Raw genomic sequence first — 19,294 nt, 5'->3', positions numbered from 1 at the left:
TGCCTCAAGAATGTTGCGAGCGCATACAGTTTTCAGAGATGCCCGGTAGAATAGCCAGGTAAGCTTTATGAAAGGCAGACTATGTCCGATAGCTCGAATCCGCAAGCCCAGCAGACTCCTCCCCCAGTTCCCCGGGTTCCGCGGAAAAAGCCGGAGCAGGAAGAACCCATGTTTGAACAGGACGGTTCCGTATCGTCTACAAAGCGCGAATCCCTGACTTCACATATTACGGGTACCATCAGCGATTTGACCGATAGCATCAGTCAGGCACGCTCACAACGCCGCAAAGCTTCTCTTCCTCCCCGCATCTCTCCAAAAGTCGATGAGGCTTCTGAATTTCATATTTATGAGAAAAGCTCACCGCTGCATAATCCTGTATCTTTCGGTTTCCTGACGACGGTTGGTGTTGGTCTGGCCCTGCTGGCTTACTACGCTTTTACCAATGTCGGCGCGCTTGTCGGCTGGGTCACTGGCGCTATCTTCATCGCGCTTGGGCTTGATCCCATTGTTCGTAAACTTGAGAGTTTCGGCGTTAAACGCAGTGCCGGTGTGGTGATTGTGGTTCTTTCCTTCGCAGCCATCATCAGCGGACTTGTGGTGTGGATTGTGCCTATTATCAGCGCACAGGCCAGCAGCTTTGTCTATCGGGCACCCGCTATTTATCAGGATTTCATCGATTCTGATACTTTCAAACGCATTGATGACGTTCTGCATGTTAACGACTGGGTTAATAACAACGTTCCAAAGTTCCTAGAGTCTCTTACATCAAGCTCTGCGGTCGGCGGATTTATGAGCAACCTAATTACTGCGGGTTCCACAATTGCGCAGATTTTGACCGGCACTATTATTGTGCTGTTCCTCTCGCTCTATTTCCTCTCATCAATGCGCACTATTAAGGCGTGGGGGTCGCGTTTGGCTCCGGCTTCCAAGCGGGAACGTGTTGAGGAACTTACCGAACGTATCACGGGTGCTGTTGGTAACTATGTGATGGGGCAGGGAGTTGTCGCTGTTCTCAACGCAACCTTCGCGCTTATCACCATGATTATCTTGGGGTTCTCATTCCCTCAACTTGTGGCTGTGTTCGTCTTGATTTTGGCCTTTATCCCATTGGTTGGCGGCGTAGCGGCGCTTGTTCTGGTGTCTCTCATTCTTTTGACGCAGGGCTGGCAAATGTCTGTCACATTTGCGATCGCCTATTTTATCTACCTACAGATTGAGGCATACATAATTTCGCCGCGTATTATGTCAAAGGCTGTTTCGGTTCCCGGCGGTGTCGCTATTATCGCCGTCGCTGCAGGCGGTGCGCTGTGGGGCGTCTTGGGCGCGCTTATCGCGATTCCTGTCGCCGCATCGTTACTGATTCTGGTGAAGGAAGTCTTTATTCCCCGCCAAGACCATCGGTAAAAAAACCTTTTCTTAGAAATATAAGGATGCGCCCGCCGTTGAGAAAAGCGGCAGGCGCATCCTTCGTATAGACGGAGTAGACAGATTATGGTTCAGTAATCTCTTCTGCGACCGGGCCGTTGTATTCGGTAGGAAGTGTAGTCTGCTGACCCGTCACCACTGAGACAAGGGCGTTGATCACGCTGTTTACCGACTTTTCACCCACCCAAAGGTGTTTACAGTTCTCAAAAGGCACGACCTGAGTGCGGGCTATTGATTTAAAACGCTCGCGCGCTTCGGTGGGGCGTAGATAGTCGTCAAACTCCGGGATAAAGGCATAGAGCGGATTTGAGATTTTATTCCATTCGTCCAGTTCGGCGGGATGCACTCGGTGCAGCGGCGGAGAAAGCAGAATAGCCCCCACAAATTCTGATGCATGTTCTGGGGCGTACTTGAGCACAAGCTCCGTGCCGAAGGACCACCCGATTAACCAGATATTCGGCAGCTGGCGTTCTACGGCATATTGTAAGATCGCGTCAAAATCTTTTTTCTCAGCAAATCCTCCGTCGAACACTCCCTCGCTTGTACCGCGGATCGAAGAAGTACCGCGGGTGTTAAACCGCAGAACCGCAATATTTGCAAGCGCTGGCAGACGGAATGAAGCCTTCTTGTACACATGCGAATCCATATATCCGCCGTGCGTTGGAAGCGGGTGAAAAGTCACGAGAGTAGCTTTAATTTCCCCTTCGGGAAGTGCCAGTTCACCCACAAGGCGCTTCCCGTCAGCGGTTGTAACATCAAAGTTCTCTCGGCGCGCGGGAAGTACCGTGCGAGATTTAATGAGAACAGGCTGATCAGATTGGGTGAAAACATACCGTGAGGGATCAAACTCTCGGAGTTTTCCAGAGGACTCTTCAGTCGCCATAGTGTCACTTTCTTCGTTCTAACAGGTCTTCGCGCCCACGATAGGTATTCCGATTTCGTAATAGTTCTAAGCGCGTCTGGTACGCCAACAATGTTGGTGCCAGTGGCGGCGCTCATCAATGGCGCGAGAACGCCCCAGTGTATGGCTTTCTTGCCATACAACAAGATGCGCTGTTCTTGGCGGAATTGGACGGTTGCATTCTGGGCACGTATAGGTTTTCAGAGCATTTACGGCGGGAATGTACTGCACCAGCCAATCACCAAAACGGTCACGTTCAATGCGCGGCGCCGGGTCAAGAATACGAGATATATCACGTCCACCGGGTGCAGACCGCGTCCATTTGTTGGAGGTTGTGCCCGAGGAACGTTTACCGGGGTGATTCTTGCGTGCCATGCTTTCTATTCTAGCGTTCAGTACGGCATGCCATCTTTTAGCTGCTTTGATGCCGCCAGGCAGCGGTTTCTACAGCTGGCATGTCATAGTCTTCCTCGGTAGAGTAGATGGGGTGCGTATCGTTATAGCTGAATGTTCTGTTGATTACGAAGGGCGTTTGCGTGCCCATCTCCCCCGTGCTACCCGCTTACTTATGGTGAAGAATGACGGTTCTGTGCTTATCCATTCCGATGGCGGTTCCTATAAGCCGCTGAACTGGATGAGCCCACCATGTTCTCTCCTTGTCGCAGACTATGATGAGATTCCAGATAGCACCCGGGAAGACCTTGATACGGATGTGCAGCAGCTGTGGACGGTACAAGCCGCTAAAAGTGATGACCGCCTTCTCATCCGCGTGTACGAAGTTATTCATGAGCACGCCCATGATTTAGGAGTCGATCCTGGACTTATCAAAGACGGCGTAGAGGCCGACCTGCAGCGTCTTCTTGCAGAACAGATTGAAACGCTCGGCAAGGGTTACTCTCTAGTACGCCGTGAATACCCTACGGCTATTGGTCCTGTAGATATTATGGCGAGAGACTCCAACGGTATCAGCATTGCGGTAGAGCTCAAGCGCGTGGGCGATATTGACGGGGTGGAACAGCTTACCCGGTACCTCGATCTGCTCAACCGCGACCCGCGGCTGGCACCCGTCAAGGGAGTTTTTGCTGCACAAAAGATCAAGCCCCAGGCACGGACTCTTGCCGAAGATCGCGGTATCCGCTGCATCTCTCTCGATTACGATGCGATGCGCGGTATCGACGACGCAGCAGATCGGCTTTTCTAAGCCAACATTTATGCACTGTAGAGATCTTCGCGACTCTAAAACTCAAGTATTCGGGAAAGTAAAAGCCGGTACAACCAACAATAGGTTGTACCGGCTTTTACCTTATTAACGGTTTACTTCTTACCCGTCGTAGGGGTAGCGATCTCGGCATGCTTTGCCGCGATCGTTACCTTATCGTTTGAGACGGTCAAGAACCCATCATGCAAACGCGTGGTGAGTTCGCCACCATCGACGGGTCGAATCAGAAGTTCTCCGTCCTCCGCAAGAAGCGCACAGGTGGGGATGAGTCCGGGATAAATGCCCAAATCGCCGTTCGTAGTACGCACCCGTACATAGGAAGCTTCACCAGTCCACACGACGTTTTCGCGAGAAACAACTTCAACTGTTAGTGCCATAATTACTTGGCTCCGGTCTGTGCCTTGATTTCCTCGTACTGACGCATCACGTCATCCATGCCACCGATGTTGTAGAACGCCTGCTCAGGAATATGGTCTACATCGCCATTGCAGATCATCTGGAATGATTCGATGGTGTCCTTCAACGGGACAGTAGATCCTTCAACGCCGGTGAACTGCTTTGCAGTATAGGTGTTCTGTGAGAGGAACTGCTCAATGCGGCGTGCACGTGAAACAACGACCTTCTGCTCCTCAGAAAGCTCATCAACGCCCAGAATCGCGATAATATCCTGAAGGTCCTTGTTTTCCTGCAGGATAGCCTTCACGCGAATAGCCGTGTCATAGTGTTCCTGCCCAATGTACTGCGGATCAAGAATACGAGAGGTCGAGGTCAACGGGTCAATTGCCGGGTACAGACCGCGCGATGCAATCTCACGCGAAAGCTCGGTAGTCGCGTCCAAGTGTGCGAAGGTTGTCGCCGGTGCAGGGTCGGTGTAATCGTCTGCAGGAACGTAGATTGCCTGCATTGAAGTAATGGAGTGACCGCGAGTCGAGGTAATGCGTTCCTGAAGCAGACCCATTTCATCCGCCAGGTTAGGCTGGTAGCCAACAGCAGAGGGCATACGGCCGAGCAAAGTCGAAACTTCAGAACCTGCCTGAGTAAAGCGGAAGATGTTATCGATAAAGAGCAGCACATCCTGGTTCTTCACATCGCGGAAGTATTCCGCCATAGTCAAGCCGGTGAGTGCCACACGCAGACGAGTTCCCGGGGGTTCATCCATCTGTCCGAAGACAAGGGCAGTATCTTTCAAAACCCCTGCTTCTTCCATCTCAACCCACAAGTCGTTACCTTCACGGGTACGCTCACCAACGCCGGTGAACACCGAGGTACCACCGAAGTTGCGCGCCACACGGGTAATCATTTCCTGAATCAGCACTGTCTTACCAACGCCAGCACCACCGAACAGACCGATCTTACCACCCTTAATGTAAGGGGTGAGCAGGTCGATAGATTTAATACCGGTCTCTAGCATCTCGGTCGATCCCTCTAGCTCTGCGAAGCCGGGAGCGGCGCGGTGAATAGGCCAGTATGCGTCAGCATCGATATCGGAGTTCGGCACATCTAGTGCGTTACCAAGAACGTTGAAGAGGTGCCCCTTCACGCCATCGCCCACGGGTACAGCGATAGGAGCCCCGGTATCTAGAACAGCCTGCCCACGCACAAGACCGTCAGTCTGTTGCATAGAGATGGCACGAACAATCGAATCACCCAAATGCTGAGCAGTCTCAAAGGTGATGGTGTAGGTTTTCCCGTCGAGGGTGAGTTCAGTGGTCAGTGCATTGTAAATATCCGGCACCTGACCAGCGGGGAACTCAACGTCAACCACGGGGCCAATCACGCGGGCAATACGACCCGTTGCGCCCTGGGTGGTGGTAGTAGTCATGTTTCTCACTTACCTTGAAAAGTTGAAAGTAGATAGCTTCGAGTTAGCAATGTTCTTAAGAGGAGGCGAGAGCGTCTGCGCCGCCCACAATCTCAGAGAGCTCCTGAGTAATCTCGGCCTGACGAGCGTTGTTCATCAGTCGAGTGTACTTCTTGATTAGAGTCTCAGCGTTATCGCCCGCAGTCTTCATCGCACGCTGACGCGACGCAAGTTCACTTGCAGCGGCTTGGAGCAGGCACGCGAAGATACGAGAAGCGATATAACGCGGTAGCAGCGCATCCAATACTTCCTGGGGAGAAGGCTCAAATTCAAAGGATGCGGGTTGCTGATAATCGGCCGAAGACAGTTCTTCGTCAGGTACGATTTCCTCCCCCAATTTAGTTGCTTCTGCCACGTGAATGGGAAGCAAACGAAGAATCTTAGTCTCTTGAGTCACCATGGACTTGAATTCGGTGTATACGATGTGTAGATCGTCTACCCCGCCGTTTTCATGTCCCTTTTCGTACTCCTCCAAGAACACATCGCGAATCTCAACTGCGGTATCAATATGCGGATTATCGGTGTGTCCTTCCCAAGCACGTTCATAGGGACGTTCCCGGAATTCAAAATAAGACTTCGCTTTACGCCCCACCAAGTACAGCTGTATTTCGCGCCCCTCGCCGCGTAGCCTCTCGATAAGCTCCTCTGTTTTCTTCAGCACAGACGACGAATACGAACCTGCAAGACCGCGATCACTCGTCATCACCAAGACTGCAGAGCGCTTATGCTCATGCTTGCCAAAGGTATCAGGACGATGGATCAGAGGATGCTGCACGGACTGTTGCGTTGCCAAAGCAGTCACAACGCGGGTCAATGCGTTTGCGTAAGGACCCGTGGTTTGAGCGCTCCGACGCGCCTTGTTAATACGGGAGGTCGCGATCATCTCCATCGCCTTGAAGATCTTCTGCATAGACGATGTCGAAGCAATTTTCTGTCGGTAAACCCTAATCTGGGCTCCCATAGAGCTTCCTTTCTCCTGGACATCTGCCCCGCCCATAACTCTGAAAGTTCAGAGCGGGGCTAACACCTAGGACTAATCGCTAACCGATGGTTTCCTGAGTGATGTCACGATCCTGAGCCGCTTTATGCTCCTCATGACCTGCATCAACAAGGTGACTTGTACCCTCCGAGCGGAATCCCTTCTTGAAATCTGCAACGGCAGCTTTCAAGGCATCTAGGGTTTCATCCTCAAGCTTGCCGGATGCGGCAATATCGCTCAACACCGAGGTCCGGTGACGCAGATAGTCAATGAACTCTGCCTCGAAGCGAAGAACGTCAGAAACCTCAAGATCATCAAGGTAACCGTTGGTACCTGCCCAGATGGAGACAACCTGCTCTTCTACCGCATACGGGGTGTACTGCGGCTGGCGAAGCAGCTCGGTAAGACGGGCACCGCGAGTCAGCTGTGCCTTGGAAGCATCGTCGAGATCGGAGGCGAACATTGCGAACGCTTCCATAGCACGGTATTGAGCAAGGTCCAGTTTCAAAGTACCGGAGACCTTCTTCATAGCCTTGGTCTGCGCTGCACCACCCACACGAGAGACGGAAATACCAACATCAACGGCGGGGCGCTGGTTAGCGTTGAACAGATCAGACTGTAGGAAGATCTGACCGTCAGTGATAGAAATGACGTTGGTCGGGATGAAGGCAGAAACGTCATTTGCCTTGGTTTCGATAATGGGGAAACCGGTCATCGACCCTGCGCCCAACTCATCAGAGAGCTTAGCGCAACGCTCCAATAGACGAGAGTGCAGGTAGAAAACGTCACCAGGGTATGCTTCACGTCCCGGCGGACGACGAAGCAATAGCGACACGGCGCGGTATGCTTCTGCCTGTTTTGAAAGATCATCAAAGATAATCAGGACGTGCTTTCCGCCATACATCCAGTGCTGACCAATGGCAGAACCGGTGTAGGGAGCCAAGTATTTAAAGCCTGCTGCGTCAGATGCGGGGGCAGCAACGATCGTGGTGTATTCCAACGCTCCCCTGGTTTCAAGGGTATGTCGAACAGCGGCAATGGTGGAGGCCTTCTGTCCAACTGCCACGTAAACACAACGAACCTGTTTGCTGGGGTCACCGGTTTCCCAGTTAGCCTTCTGGTTCAGGATCGTATCGACTGCAATCGCAGTTTTACCGGTCTGACGGTCACCAATAATAAGCTGACGCTGCCCTCGACCGATCGGGATCATAGCGTCAATAGCTTTCAGACCGGTCTGTAGGGGCTCATGCACAGACTTACGCTGCGTTACACCAGGTGCCTGCAGCTCAAGAGCACGACGCCCTTCATCCTTAATAGGACCCAGGTCATCAATAGGGTTACCTAACGGATCGACTACACGACCGAGGTAAGCATCGCCTACCGGGACCGAAAGCACCTCACCGGTACGGTGAACTGGCTGTCCTTCTTCGATACCGGTAAAGTCGCCCAGAATAATGACGCCAATATCGCGGGTATCAAGGTTTTGCGCGAGGCCAAGGGTGCCATCCTCAAAACGAAGTAGTTCGTTCGCCATCACCGAGGGCAGACCCTCGACGCGCGCAATACCATCGGAGGCTGCTACAACGCGCCCCACTTCAACACGTTCCACGTTGCCGGGTTCGTAAGACGCTGCAAATTCGTTCAGCGCGTTACGGACATCATCGGCGTTGATGGTCAAATCGGCCATCTTATGTCCCTGCTCTCCTAATTGTGGTTGCACCTCTCGGAACAACCGAAACTTGCTTCGTGGGAAGGAACAATATTCTAAAAATTTGTCTGCTTCCCAAGGTATCTTCTAAATCACCGTTGCGACGTATCGCAGAAATGTTCAGCTAATCTCTATGCTTGAAGGTCACGTTCAAGATCATCAAGACGGGTACCAACGGTTCCGTCGATAACCTCATCTCCAATCTGTACGCGCATACCGCCTAGAACAGCTGTATCTATAGATACGTCGAGTTTAAGCTGACGATTATAGATCTTGTTCAAGGTCCGGCTCAGGCGTTCAAGCTGTGCCTGCGACAGTGCTACTGCAGAAGTTACCTTTGCGATGTAACGGTTCTGTCGCGTGACGATGATTTCCACGAATTCGTCAGCGAGGCGAGCGGCATGGTGACCACGGGATTCGCTACCAATTCGTTCCAAGAGAAGTACGCCTTCCGCGGTGACGGCTGGACCGCCTAATGCTACAGCGAGCTTCTTCTTTGCTTCTTTGCTTGCCAAGTTGTCGGACAGCGCCGCTTGCGCTTCGGGGGTACCATCAACGTTGCGCACAAACGTCAACAACTCGTTGGTAACCTCTTCAAGGGCATCAGCACCACCACGAGACTGAGCGGATGCGATGGATGCGAGTACCGCAGCCTTCTCAAGCGCGTCTGCAAGATCACGCTCTTGAGACCAACGCAGTGCTACCGCCGTAGTCAGCACTTTGAGTGCTTGAGAAGAAATTTTGCCGCTAAAAATAGCCTGTGCAATATTTTCTCGATCCTTCCCTTCACGCGAAGAGTCGGTCAAACCACGACGCAAACCGCCATCGTGGTCAAGTACATCGACCACGGCGAAAAGCTCGCTAGCTAGGTTGAGTGGGTTCAACGAAGCGTTGGCTTCAAGAACCGCTTCCACCTTGCTCAGTGATTCAGTAGATACTCCTGCCATTACCGAGTTGCACCTGCATTCTGTTGCTCGGTTTCAAGGTCAGCAAGAAAACGATCTACCACGCGGGCCGATCGCTCATCATCGTCAAGGGCTTCGCCCACAATCTTTCCTGCAAGAGTAGTCGCCAAAGTACCAACTTCATGACGAAGAGATACTGAAGCAGCTAGGCGCTCAGCCTCGATAGTCTTCTGCGCATTATCAGTAATACGCTGAGCCTCAACGGTTGCGCGCTCACGAGCCGCTGCGATAATTGATTCGCCTTCGGTACGCGCTTCCTCGCGAATCTTCTGAGCTTCCAGACGAGCGCTTTCAAGCTGCTGGTTGTACTCTTCGCGAGCCGCTGCGGCCTCCGCCTGAGCTTTCTCAGCTTTGGCAAGACCACCCTCGATTGCTTCTTTACGGTCCTGGTAGATCTTCTCGAACGCCGGGACAACGTATTTATGAACGATGAAATAGAGAATCACGAACCCAACGACGGTGATGCCCAATTCCCAGAGATTGGGAATTAGAGGGTTAGAGCTGTGCTCTGCGCCCCCTCCTTCTGCCAGATAAGTCATTGAGGGATTTCCTGTTCTTTAGGTTGGTTCGTTAACAGCTATATCTGAGCTTAGATGATGAAGGCCAGAACGAGACCCAGAATCGCCAGAGCCTCAACCACCGCGAAACCCATGAACAGCATCGGCTGCAGGGTACGCTGGGACTCGGGCTGACGCGCAACGCTCGTCATGTAGGCAGCGAAGATTAGACCCACGCCGATGCCGCCACCAATAGCTGCGAGGCCGTAACCAATAACGTTCATGTTGATTCCTTTCAACAGTGTGTGCTTCAGTGAAAATACCGAAGTTACAGAGCTACTTATGTGTATTCGACCCGTAAAACGGGTTGCTTTCTTCGCAACTAGATAGCCAGTTACGAAAACCTATATTTTAGTGTCCTTCGGAAACCGACCCTTGCAGGTATACCGCGAGGAGCAGTGTGAAGACATAAGCCTGGATTACCTGAATCATCAGTTCCAGGAAGTAGAGGAATAGACCCAACGCCCCAGAGGCGATACCGCCCAAAGCTGCAGCCCCGCCGACGCTCATCACTAGGAACTGAGTTAGGGATGCTGCCACCATCATTGCCATGTGACCGCCGAACATCGTAGCGAAAAGACGAAGCGCGTGGGTCACGGGACGAATAATAAGGTTCGAGAGGAACTCAATCGGCACCAAAATAACGTACACCCACCCCGGAACTCCGGAGGGCATCGTCAGATCTTTAAAAAATCCAACCAGTCCCTTGCGCTTGATACCTACACCGACCCAGGTAAGGTAGCCGACGATAGCCAATGCATATGCACTGCCTGGGTGAGAAAAAGAAGGAAGTTGAATAAGGGGAATTGAACCGTAAAGGTTATTAATCAGAATAAAGAAGAAAGAAGTAAAGAGCAGGGGCACGAAAGGCTTGAAATGCTGTGCGCCAATCAGGTCTTTGCCAAGTGAATTACGGGTGAAGAGATAGCCTGATTCTGCAATGAACTGGGCTTTACCCGGAACCATTGCACGCTTGCGTGCAGCCATCATAAAGAATAGGGAAACGACTACGACAGACAGGATGACGAGCAGCATCTGTTTACCAAAGCCGAACCCAAGAGAATCAACCTGGAAGAAGTCAGGCAGATGCATATCGGCCGGTGTCGGCGGCGTATAGCCTTCTGCGAGTACAGACCCGTTCTCGTTCAAAGCAAGTCCTTTCTTGCCGTTAGCTGGCTACTTGCTGGTGCAAAACTATGCTCAACTAACTGGATGGAATGTGTGCAAAACCTAAAATTTTTAGGCTATTTATTTAGAGCGACTCGTATGCAGATATACCAGGTAGATGCCTCCGCAAGCACCTATCAGAACACCAACCCATACAAACCACCGGGTATTGAGGAGCCAGTCAGCTCCAAAGCCGACCAATCCCCAAAAAGCCATGCCGATAATAAGATACAAAACAGACATCACGCCGCCGGATAATCCACCGCCGGATACCAGTTCTCCTGTGGTACGGAGTTTCTTATCTCCGTCCCACCATTTCTTCTCAGAATCGGTCAAAAATTTCCCTATCTACTTCTGAGTAAGCCTTTGTGTGTGCTAAGACTCAGGATCGAAGTACAAAATCCTTGAATTCATAATGGTTACAGCCTCGACACTTAACCACAGTACCGCTCCTATGACGGCACCACCAAGCGTCCAACCGTGTTTAAGTGCCTCTGGCATAGGTACTAGTAAAAGCACCATCGCCATGAGTAACACCTTCACCACATAACTTACAAGCAAAGCCTGAGGAATCCCAATCTTTATACGGTGTGCCCCCAAAGCAGTTGCTACGCCCATGGTGAAACATATATAGACTACCAGAAACCCAACCATAAATCCCGCCGACCCGCGAATGCCCAATATGATTCCCAGAATCGGTAAACAAAGAACTAAAACCAGTGCAGACATTACGGTCTCGCGATAGGCTAAAAGCCCCCAGGAAAAGCCTTGCACCCTATTTTGCTTATTGTCTTTCTTACCTATACCATAGATAAATTTTGGGTTCCACAGAGCCCTCCGAATCGAATTTAGCCGCCGTTGTTTCACTCCTGTGAACCTTCAGACTTCCGCTCGCTCATAGGATGCGTCTCTGTGTTCAGATCTGCAATATTCTGCTTGGAATTAGAGTGCCCTTGCTCGGCAGGCTGCAGACGCGTATCCAGTAGTTCGGGAAGTCGCAGGTATAAAACAATGACGGCTACAGCAAGGGCAAGAACGCCAACACCAGCAAAAAAGGCACCTGTTAGGAAAAGATCTGAGGCAAAGAGTACAAAAGCCCATACAATCGCAGTCGCAGAACTCACCATAATTGTTGCGCTGATATGTCCCAATCCGACGTCAGTCAGACGCTGATACACATGGGTTCGATGCGGTTTGTACCACTGCTCCCCAGCAGCCATACGACGTATAAGAGTCATCGCAGAATCTGCAAGATAAACCAGAAGCGGGGCTATCGACGCAAGGAACGGAATTCCAGCATAGAAAGCACCAACGGCAATTGTTCCAAGAGAGGCACCTAGAAAGTAAGAACCAGCATCACCTAAGAAAACATTGTGACCCATGCGTAAATTCCAAGGTAGGAAAGCCGTATAGGCACCTGCAACTGCCAGACCACCTATCGTCATCCACGGCAAACTACTTACGCCACCCATATAGGCGTAGGCAAGCCCAGCCACCAGCCCATGGCATCCGGAGATACCGTTGATGCCGTCCATAAAGTTTGTAACGTTTATATACCCCGCAATAAAGAGCCCCGCTACAGGAACCCACAGCAATGATGCCTCTTGAATAATAGCGAGAGAAAGTGCAATACCGAGTCCTATAACAAGCTGCATCCCGGCACGCTTGGCAACGCTGACCCCATAGACATCTTCGGTCCATCCCAAAAGCAAAGCAAGACCGCCGCCTGCCAAAAAAGTTAACGAGATGGGGAGATTTACAGTCCACCCCATGAGGGTAGCGACCGCGAAGCTCAAACAGGTAGCGCTAGCGGTTGCCAGCCCCATGCCCCGGTACGTCGGAATCGTATGCGAGGAACGCTCATTGGGTATATCAACCATATTTAGCGCGTGCAACAGGGGGCGTACCGCAAAAGGCAGAAGCGCTCCTAACACAAACGCTAGTATAAGCACCAGAGATGCCTGGTTCATGTCTCTCCTCTAGACGGTAAAACCTCGTAACAGGGTGTAATTTGGGATTCTACTTCCCCGCTGCTGGTTCTACAAGACGAATTCATCACGTAGTACACGCCTATGTAGACGTTAACGGGGCAAAATTTCATCGTTCAATATTCAGTCCCTGTGTTCTTCCAGAAGACGACCCTGACGCGGATCTACTACGCGGGTAAATCCATGACGCTCATAAGAACGATGCGCTTCATAATTCTGAATCCACTGCTCATAATCCAAATCCTCAGGATTGAGAGCTGGTGCCGTCGAGTGAGAAATAAACTTGTTTTGAGTGCTTCGAGTGTGTTGCTCATTAGCACCAAAGAGGGTTTCATCCAATTTTTCGCCAGGACGCAGACCGGTCACTACAATATCAACATCGTAACGTTCATAGGCTTTACGCATCTCATGTGCAACATCGTAGATAAATACAGGCTCACCCATATCAAGCACCATAACTTCACCCGGATGACCAATAGCCCCTGCCAGCATCACCAGCAGGCAAGCATCCGTGATGAGCATAAAGTATCGGGTAGCGTTCTCATCAGTAAGTGTAATGGGACCGCCGTTGAGAATCTGCTGCGTAAACAGAGGTTTGATAGAGCCGCGCGAGCCAAAAACGTTACCGAATCGAACCGATACATAAGTCTTCCCCGTCTGCTGTCCAAACCACGAGGTTAAGCATTCAGCGGTTCGTTTTGACTGCCCCAAAGCGGTCTTAGGGTCTGCCGCTTTATCAGTTGAAACATTCACAAACGTTTCAACATCCGCCGCTTGCGCAGCATATAGAACGTTAAGGGTGCCCAGCGAATTTGTTTTCCATGCTTCCTCAGGGTATGCCTCCAGTGCAGAAACATGCTTCAAAGCTGCGGCGTGGAAAACCACCTGCGGTTTTCGTTCAAGGAAGATATTACGCAGGTTTTCTCCCTCACGAATATCCGCGAGAATAATACGCTCATCATCCAGGCTGGACTCGCCAGTGATCGAGAGCTTTGTTTCCATCAGCAGGGTTTCGTCACGATCGAGCATCATGAGCAGCTCAGGGTCGTATTCGTGGATCTGACGGCATAGCTCAGAACCAATAGATCCTCCTGCACCGGTCACCAAGACCCGCTTACCTTGAAGGTAGCTGCGCAAAACTTCAGTATCGACATCGTAGTTGATTTCACCGCGGATAAGCTTCATGAGCTCGTTATCGTCGGTTTCTACCACATTGTTGCCGAAGAGCTTTTCGCTGGCGCTCGCTACACGAGTTACTTCGACTCCGTGTTTTTGCATGCGTGCCCAGACCCTGTCGAAACGATCATGCGGCATGTTGGTGATAGCGACGATCATTTTTTTAGGGGCATAGCGCCTGATGACCGCATCCAGTTCTTTCCCGGTGTTATAAACCGGCACATTATGAATGTTAATACCGCGTAGCTGAGGGTTATCGTCCACTACCGCAACAGGTCGCATATATGCAGAGTCATCATGCATAAGAGCTTCGATAACTGTGCGACCTGTAAACCCGGCGCCATAGACGATAACAGGCTCACCATCAAGATTACGCAAAGTCTTATGCTCAACATAAATGCGCTTAACCATGCGCATCGCCGCCATGAACAGCAATGTAATACCCACCGAGATAGGCGGCACACCATGAGGCACATGTACTAGTCCGAGAGCTTCATCTACGTAGCTGAAGAGGAAAAGCGCCACCGAGACGATACCTACGGTTGCGCCCGCACGCCAGACTTCCTCGAAAGAACCGTAAGAATACAGGCCGCGGTACACCTTCATACCGTAGCCCACAAGAATCTGCAGAATAATCGCAAACCCCATACTGAGCGCCACGCTTTGAAGATCAATCACATCAAAGACAGAGTTCTGGTTCAAAAGCAGGCTGTACCGCAGCATAAACGCGATGACAAGCCCTATAATCCAGGCTACGGAATCTAGTGCAATCTGAACGAGAAGCCACCAGCTTTTAGGGGTGTAGGGGCGTTGGCGATCCACCACCGCAATCGGTTGAGTCGTGGGATAGTTCTCCACTTATGCGTCCTTCCCCTGCAAACTATTCTCTACGTTCCTACTAGGCCGTATATCGGTGAGCGCTCGAAATGCCTTACGGCGCGTACTCTCCGGAATAAACCGGTACGCCGTTCGAACGCTCATATTCTTAATCCACCCGAGCTTTGAGATCGCGTGCCCGGTATATAGTCGACGTTGAATCGCCCAATCCTGTTTCCAGGCGTTAAGTCCGCCCCGCCGTGTGTAGGCACCTGCACCCGCACGATAACGGACTAATGGCTCAGGCACATTACCAATCTTATAACCGGCTGAGATAACCCGCGACCACAGCCACCAGTCTTCGGCCCCGGGTACATATTCATACCCTCCTAAACGCTGAACAACGTCTTTGTAGAAAGCCACCGTTGGGTGGTACAGGGGATTGCGCGAAGGCATCATGTCAGCCAACCGAGATACGTCAGTTACCGTCTGGCGGGTAGCCTCTACTGTGGTATTCTGCGCATCAACTTCGTACATGGCAGAGCCCATCACCGCGCAGTCGCTCTCGATAAGCGCCGGAATTAAGGTTGCAAATCGGTCTGACTCCGAAATGTCGTCAGAGTCCGCGCGGGCAACGATGCCGTAAGAACAAGCATTCAGCCCCTCATTGAGTGCAGCGGCAAGACCCACGTTCTGAGGCAGTTTGACTGTGACGATAGGAGCGCATTCCCCCGCCCTGCTACGTTCGACCCAACGGTCAATGACCGCGCACACTTCAGAAGGCAACGGGCCATCCTGAACCAAAACCAGTTCAGCAGGCAGAAGGGTCTGATACTGAGCGTTCGAGGCAATAGCCGCCTCCACATGATCAGCAGATTCCCGAGCGTAAACACTCATCAGAACGGAGAACTCTGCCTGAGATTGTGGTGCGCCAAAGGAATCATGGTCTTCTTGAATACCATAATGCCCCGGAAATTCAAGGTCGTACACTTCGCGAAGCACATCACGATTAAGGCGAGGGGCATGCAGCGCATCCTTGATGCCCCTCAGGAAATACCCCAAGTAGATAGATTTTTCGTCCGTACGCAGAACCGTCGAAGCCCAAAGTCTTGCTACCGACCCGCCATATAAAAACTTCTCAAGCGGGCTCAGAGTACGGGCTCGCGTGAAAACCCACAATTTATTGCGAACATCGTTATAAAATCGTGGGCCCGGCTTCGCATTCGTCGTCCCAAAAGTTTTCGTGTGGTGACGAGCCACCGAGGCGGGTACAGCAATGGCATCTCGGTGATGCGCAAGACGGGTCGAAAATTCAAAGTCATCATTCCAGATAAAAAAATCCGCAATCGGTAGGCCGCCATTCTGACGAATAACTTGAGCGTCCATCACCAAAGATACAAAGGAGGCGCTGCGTATAGGCCGACCCCCCACCGCTTGTGCACGACGATGCCGCCCAGAGCCAGCACCGAACATAGTGCGCATCGTATTCATGGGATGGTCTTCCCCATTGGTCCACACAACCCGTGAAGCTATCAAGGCGGGACGACGGCTGCGGTCCGGCGAATATGATTCCCATGCTTGAACAGACTCATGCAGGGTGTTTTCGGTTGGTTCAGTGTCATCATCCATAACCCACACAAGATCTGGATTGTGGCGCGCTAACGCTCGATCGATTCCAACGGCGAATCCACCCGCACCTCCCATATTCTGAGACAATGTGATGATATCGAGCGGAAGCGAATAGCTTAGATTTTTTAGATACTCGACCGTGCCGTCGGTAGAAGCGTTATCAACCACGACAACAGCGTCCGGCACAACCTGCCCTGCGGCGATACCCGCAAGGGTAATGGGTAATAAATCTTGACGATTATAGGTCACAACAACCGCTACAACACGCGGCCTACCGAGCTGTGCCACACCGCAGACAGGCGCACTCACCGAGTTTTCGCTCTCATCAGGCATCGACGCTTCCTCCCCCAGCACGCACTTTTCAGGCGGACCTATAAACACACGGATATATGAGACATCCCAAGATAGCTATTCTACCCGTCGAAAGCTCTATAGCTAAACATTACGTTCCAGCTTCAGTTTCGACTAGAGACCAAAAAGTTAGTTCCGCCACGTGCTCCTGTGCCACGACTATGCTTTAGCTCTCTTCTGCCCTGAAGTACTACTCTAAAACGTTATTTCTGTTTCTTAAACACCACCGAATATGCGAAAGTTGAAATACACACTCCGTAACAGTTTGGGGTGAGAAAGGTGAAAAGACGTGTCCGAGTCTAAATGGAAAGTTATCGGTGCAAGTGGCTTCGTGGGGTCGTCCATCGTGGCACGACTAAATGCCGAAGGAATCAGCGTAGATCCCATTGAGGCACCCCGTTTAGCAACCCGAGCACTCGACTCAAGAACTATTATCGAAGAAGCTCAGCTCCTTGAAGGCATCATCGACTCCCTAGCGGATGCGTTTGCCGGGGCTCAGGTTGTTGTTAACGCAGCAGGTCTTGCTGCCCCCAATATGCAAGACGTACCTGCGCTAGTGGGTGCTAATGCTCTGTTACCGGCGGTTATCGCTATAGCAGCACACCGTACCGGAGTACGCCGAGTTATTCACCTCAGTTCGGCAGCAGTTCAGGGCGCAAAATCTGTTCTTGATGCGAGCGAATACACAGCTCCCTTTAGCGCATACTCCTTTTCAAAAGCCTTGGGTGAAGAAGCTCTTTTAGACTTGCAGGATACGTTCCACGAGGCCTCGCATGGCGAAACCTCTGAACCTGTTGAGCTGTGCATCCTGCGAGCCACCAGCGTGCAGGGGCGCGGGCGCCGCACTACCGAGGTCTTCGCCAAAATAGCCTCTTCCCCGTTAGCTTCTGTAGCAGGTGCAGGAACCCGCAAATCCCCCGTATCGAGCTCATATGCACTGGCTGAATTTGTGGTTAAAGTCGGCTCCTTTAAGGGTGAACTGCCCTCTATTGTGCTGCAGCCGTGGGAAGGCGAGACGGTAGCCTCTACCATGGCGGATGCCGGTCGCCGCAAGCCCGTGCACCTGCCTGAATGGCTGTGCAATCTGGCGGTTAAGACCGGGTATACAGTCTCCGAAATGATGAACGATAGGTTCCAAGGTTCCGTTCGCAAAGTTGAGCTCATGTGGTTTGGACAAGAACTCGACGATTCCTGGGCTCGTGAAAACGGTCTTCTACCCGAGCCGCGAGTGCGTGAAGTGCTGCGCAATGCCCATACTGCACTCGGTAAAAAGAAAGATAAGCGATTTAAGAACGCCTAGCTACAGGCCCTTACACTTTTCTACACAGCATAAGCAACGACGGTGAGGGATTCGAGAGTTAGTATCTCGATTCCCTCACCGTTTTTGAATAGCCGTATTTTCTTGTGAGAATTATCTGCCCTCTAAGATTCTGATTTCGCCTCGCCGTGCACAAGGGCGCGAGCAGCATCCGTCGATACCGGCTTAACTGGAGCCTGCGCTGTCTTGACCGGCTGAGGTGTGTTGTTGCGGTATCCGCGCAAACGTTTTTGATCAAACTCAGGCTTTTTATCGGCAGCAAGCGAGGTGGCGGTATTAACGGCTCCCAACAGCATGTCTGCGATGGAACCGGCTACCGGGGATGCTGCCCGTTCCGGTTCTTTGCCGCTGCCGGAATGCTCTGCGTCCCACTGGTCATATGCTTCATCAAGGTCTTCCTGACCGGTAGGTTTCTGCTCAGTATCTTCTTGAGTGGAGGTTTCTTGCTTATCTTTCTCATCGTTACGAGCATTGAGCTCGCTACGGGTCACGATTGAAGGCACAACCTCACGAAGCTCTTCAACGGTAATAGCACCTTCACGAACCACAACATAAGGGGTCGAAGTACAGTCCAGGATTGTGGACGGTTTGCTTTCGCCAACGCTTCCGTCTTCCTGTGGTGCAGGACGAGGACCATCGTCCACAACAAGCGTGACGTCCTTACCCAGCTGAGTAAGCGCTTCTTCGGCATTAGCTGCCGCAGGCTGTCCTGTCTTGTTAGCCGAAGACACTGCCAATGGGCCGTGCTCGGTAAGAAGCTTGAGCGCAAACTTATCGTCAGGAACACGTACAGCAACCGTCCCTTGGGTTTCGCCCAAATCCCACGTCAGCGATGGATAGGAATACAGAATAATCGTTAGGGCTCCGGGCCAAAACTTATTGCCCAAATCATATACATCGTTTGGGATTTCGTCAGCAACGCCCGCAAGAGCTGCAAGGTCGAATATCAGCACAGGCGGAGGCATGGTACGGGAACGGCCTTTATCAGCCAGAAGCTTCGAAACGCCCTGATGCGAGAAAGCATCACAGGCGATGCCGTAGACGGTATCGGTAGGAATCACGATAGTTTCGTGGGCATTCAATGCCTCACGAGCGGCTTCGACGGCCTCCGTGGTCTCGGTATCAGTCGTTACTGGGTACAGCTTTGCGTTCACGTGCCTTATTCTCTCATGTTTTGGTACGAGGCGGTGGATGGCGTGACAAGGTTACGCAATAAGCGAGTAGCCACACCCGA

19 protein-coding genes are annotated in these 19,294 nt (G+C 51.7%); 3 read left to right on the top strand and 16 right to left on the bottom strand.

The features are described from left to right. Window positions 1–81: 81 nt before the first annotated feature. Complete coding sequence (locus tag HMPREF3016_RS00670; RefSeq protein WP_246828399.1) at window positions 82–1,404, top strand: AI-2E family transporter; 1,323 nt, start codon at window positions 82–84, stop codon at window positions 1,402–1,404. Between the two features lie 85 nt (window positions 1,405–1,489). Here the strand turns inward: HMPREF3016_RS00670 and HMPREF3016_RS00665 are convergent, their stop codons facing one another. Then, window positions 1,490–2,308 (bottom strand): alpha/beta hydrolase, encoded by an 819-nt coding sequence (locus HMPREF3016_RS00665; protein WP_013398891.1) that lies wholly within the window; start codon window positions 2,306–2,308, stop codon window positions 1,490–1,492. A gap of 66 nt (window positions 2,309–2,374) precedes the next feature. Beyond that, on the bottom strand, window positions 2,375–2,701 hold the full coding sequence (locus tag HMPREF3016_RS00660) for a hypothetical protein (RefSeq protein ID WP_004004444.1): 327 nt from the start codon (window positions 2,699–2,701) through the stop codon (window positions 2,375–2,377). 112 nt (window positions 2,702–2,813) lie between these two features. Between HMPREF3016_RS00660 and nucS the strand changes: the two genes are divergently transcribed. Continuing rightward, window positions 2,814–3,527 carry an endonuclease NucS gene (nucS, locus tag HMPREF3016_RS00655; protein ID WP_070739406.1) on the top strand — a complete coding sequence of 238 codons (714 nt, stop codon included), beginning with the start codon at window positions 2,814–2,816 and terminating at the stop codon, window positions 3,525–3,527. Between the two features lie 113 nt (window positions 3,528–3,640). On the opposite strand, the gene HMPREF3016_RS00650 is transcribed toward nucS, so the two are convergent. The 13 genes from HMPREF3016_RS00650 to HMPREF3016_RS00590 form a co-directional block, all read right to left on the bottom strand. Further along, window positions 3,641–3,922 carry a hypothetical protein gene (locus HMPREF3016_RS00650; RefSeq protein WP_004004442.1) on the bottom strand — a complete coding sequence of 94 codons (282 nt, stop codon included), beginning with the start codon at window positions 3,920–3,922 and terminating at the stop codon, window positions 3,641–3,643. A gap of 2 nt (window positions 3,923–3,924) precedes the next feature. Continuing rightward, a complete protein-coding gene (gene atpD, locus HMPREF3016_RS00645; RefSeq protein WP_013398888.1) occupies window positions 3,925–5,367 on the bottom strand; it encodes a F0F1 ATP synthase subunit beta in 1,443 nt (480 codons plus the stop codon). A 55-nt stretch (window positions 5,368–5,422) separates the two neighbouring features. Then, the gene (locus HMPREF3016_RS00640; protein WP_037230839.1) at window positions 5,423–6,367 is read right to left on the bottom strand and encodes a F0F1 ATP synthase subunit gamma; all 945 of its coding nucleotides are present in this window, start codon (window positions 6,365–6,367) and stop codon (window positions 5,423–5,425) included. Between the two features lie 79 nt (window positions 6,368–6,446). After that, on the bottom strand, window positions 6,447–8,072 hold the full coding sequence (atpA, locus tag HMPREF3016_RS00635) for a F0F1 ATP synthase subunit alpha (RefSeq protein WP_037230835.1): 1,626 nt from the start codon (window positions 8,070–8,072) through the stop codon (window positions 6,447–6,449). A 152-nt stretch (window positions 8,073–8,224) separates the two neighbouring features. Next, a complete protein-coding gene (locus HMPREF3016_RS00630; RefSeq protein ID WP_013398886.1) occupies window positions 8,225–9,040 on the bottom strand; it encodes a F0F1 ATP synthase subunit delta in 816 nt (271 codons plus the stop codon). Beyond that, window positions 9,040–9,597, bottom strand: a complete 558-nt coding sequence (locus HMPREF3016_RS00625; RefSeq protein ID WP_048754810.1) for a F0F1 ATP synthase subunit B — start codon at window positions 9,595–9,597, stop codon at window positions 9,040–9,042. Before HMPREF3016_RS00625 ends, HMPREF3016_RS00630 begins: the two co-directional genes overlap by 1 nt. Window positions 9,598–9,647: 50 nt before the next feature. Continuing rightward, a complete protein-coding gene (gene atpE, locus HMPREF3016_RS00620; protein WP_004004436.1) occupies window positions 9,648–9,839 on the bottom strand; it encodes an ATP synthase F0 subunit C in 192 nt (63 codons plus the stop codon). A 127-nt stretch (window positions 9,840–9,966) separates the two neighbouring features. Next, window positions 9,967–10,764, bottom strand: a complete 798-nt coding sequence (gene atpB, locus HMPREF3016_RS00615) for a F0F1 ATP synthase subunit A (protein ID WP_004004435.1) — start codon at window positions 10,762–10,764, stop codon at window positions 9,967–9,969. 99 nt (window positions 10,765–10,863) lie between these two features. Further along, the gene (locus HMPREF3016_RS00610) at window positions 10,864–11,118 is read right to left on the bottom strand and encodes a DUF2339 domain-containing protein (protein WP_048751857.1); all 255 of its coding nucleotides are present in this window, start codon (window positions 11,116–11,118) and stop codon (window positions 10,864–10,866) included. A gap of 39 nt (window positions 11,119–11,157) precedes the next feature. Continuing rightward, a complete protein-coding gene (locus HMPREF3016_RS00605; protein ID WP_239664734.1) occupies window positions 11,158–11,511 on the bottom strand; it encodes a hypothetical protein in 354 nt (117 codons plus the stop codon). Window positions 11,512–11,645: 134 nt separating this feature from the next. Next, on the bottom strand, window positions 11,646–12,752 hold the full coding sequence (locus HMPREF3016_RS00600) for an MraY family glycosyltransferase (protein ID WP_048754812.1): 1,107 nt from the start codon (window positions 12,750–12,752) through the stop codon (window positions 11,646–11,648). Window positions 12,753–12,893: 141 nt separating this feature from the next. Further along, window positions 12,894–14,804 (bottom strand): polysaccharide biosynthesis protein, encoded by a 1,911-nt coding sequence (locus tag HMPREF3016_RS00595; protein ID WP_048754813.1) that lies wholly within the window; start codon window positions 14,802–14,804, stop codon window positions 12,894–12,896. Next, on the bottom strand, window positions 14,805–16,724 hold the full coding sequence (locus HMPREF3016_RS00590) for a glycosyltransferase (RefSeq protein WP_246828398.1): 1,920 nt from the start codon (window positions 16,722–16,724) through the stop codon (window positions 14,805–14,807). A 307-nt stretch (window positions 16,725–17,031) separates the two neighbouring features. Between HMPREF3016_RS00590 and HMPREF3016_RS00585 the strand changes: the two genes are divergently transcribed. Next, entirely contained in the window at window positions 17,032–18,042 is a 1,011-nt protein-coding gene (locus HMPREF3016_RS00585; RefSeq protein ID WP_013398879.1) for an NAD-dependent epimerase/dehydratase family protein, read from the top strand. Between the two features lie 122 nt (window positions 18,043–18,164). On the opposite strand, the gene HMPREF3016_RS00580 is transcribed toward HMPREF3016_RS00585, so the two are convergent. Then, on the bottom strand, window positions 18,165–19,214 hold the full coding sequence (locus HMPREF3016_RS00580) for an L-threonylcarbamoyladenylate synthase (protein ID WP_070449534.1): 1,050 nt from the start codon (window positions 19,212–19,214) through the stop codon (window positions 18,165–18,167). Between the last annotated feature and the right edge of the window lie 80 nt (window positions 19,215–19,294).

The organism is Rothia sp. HMSC065D02 (assembly GCF_001815285.1).
GTDB classification, from domain to species: domain Bacteria; phylum Actinomycetota; class Actinomycetes; order Actinomycetales; family Micrococcaceae; genus Rothia; species Rothia dentocariosa.
This window is presented reverse-complemented; position numbering and strand designations above follow the sequence as displayed.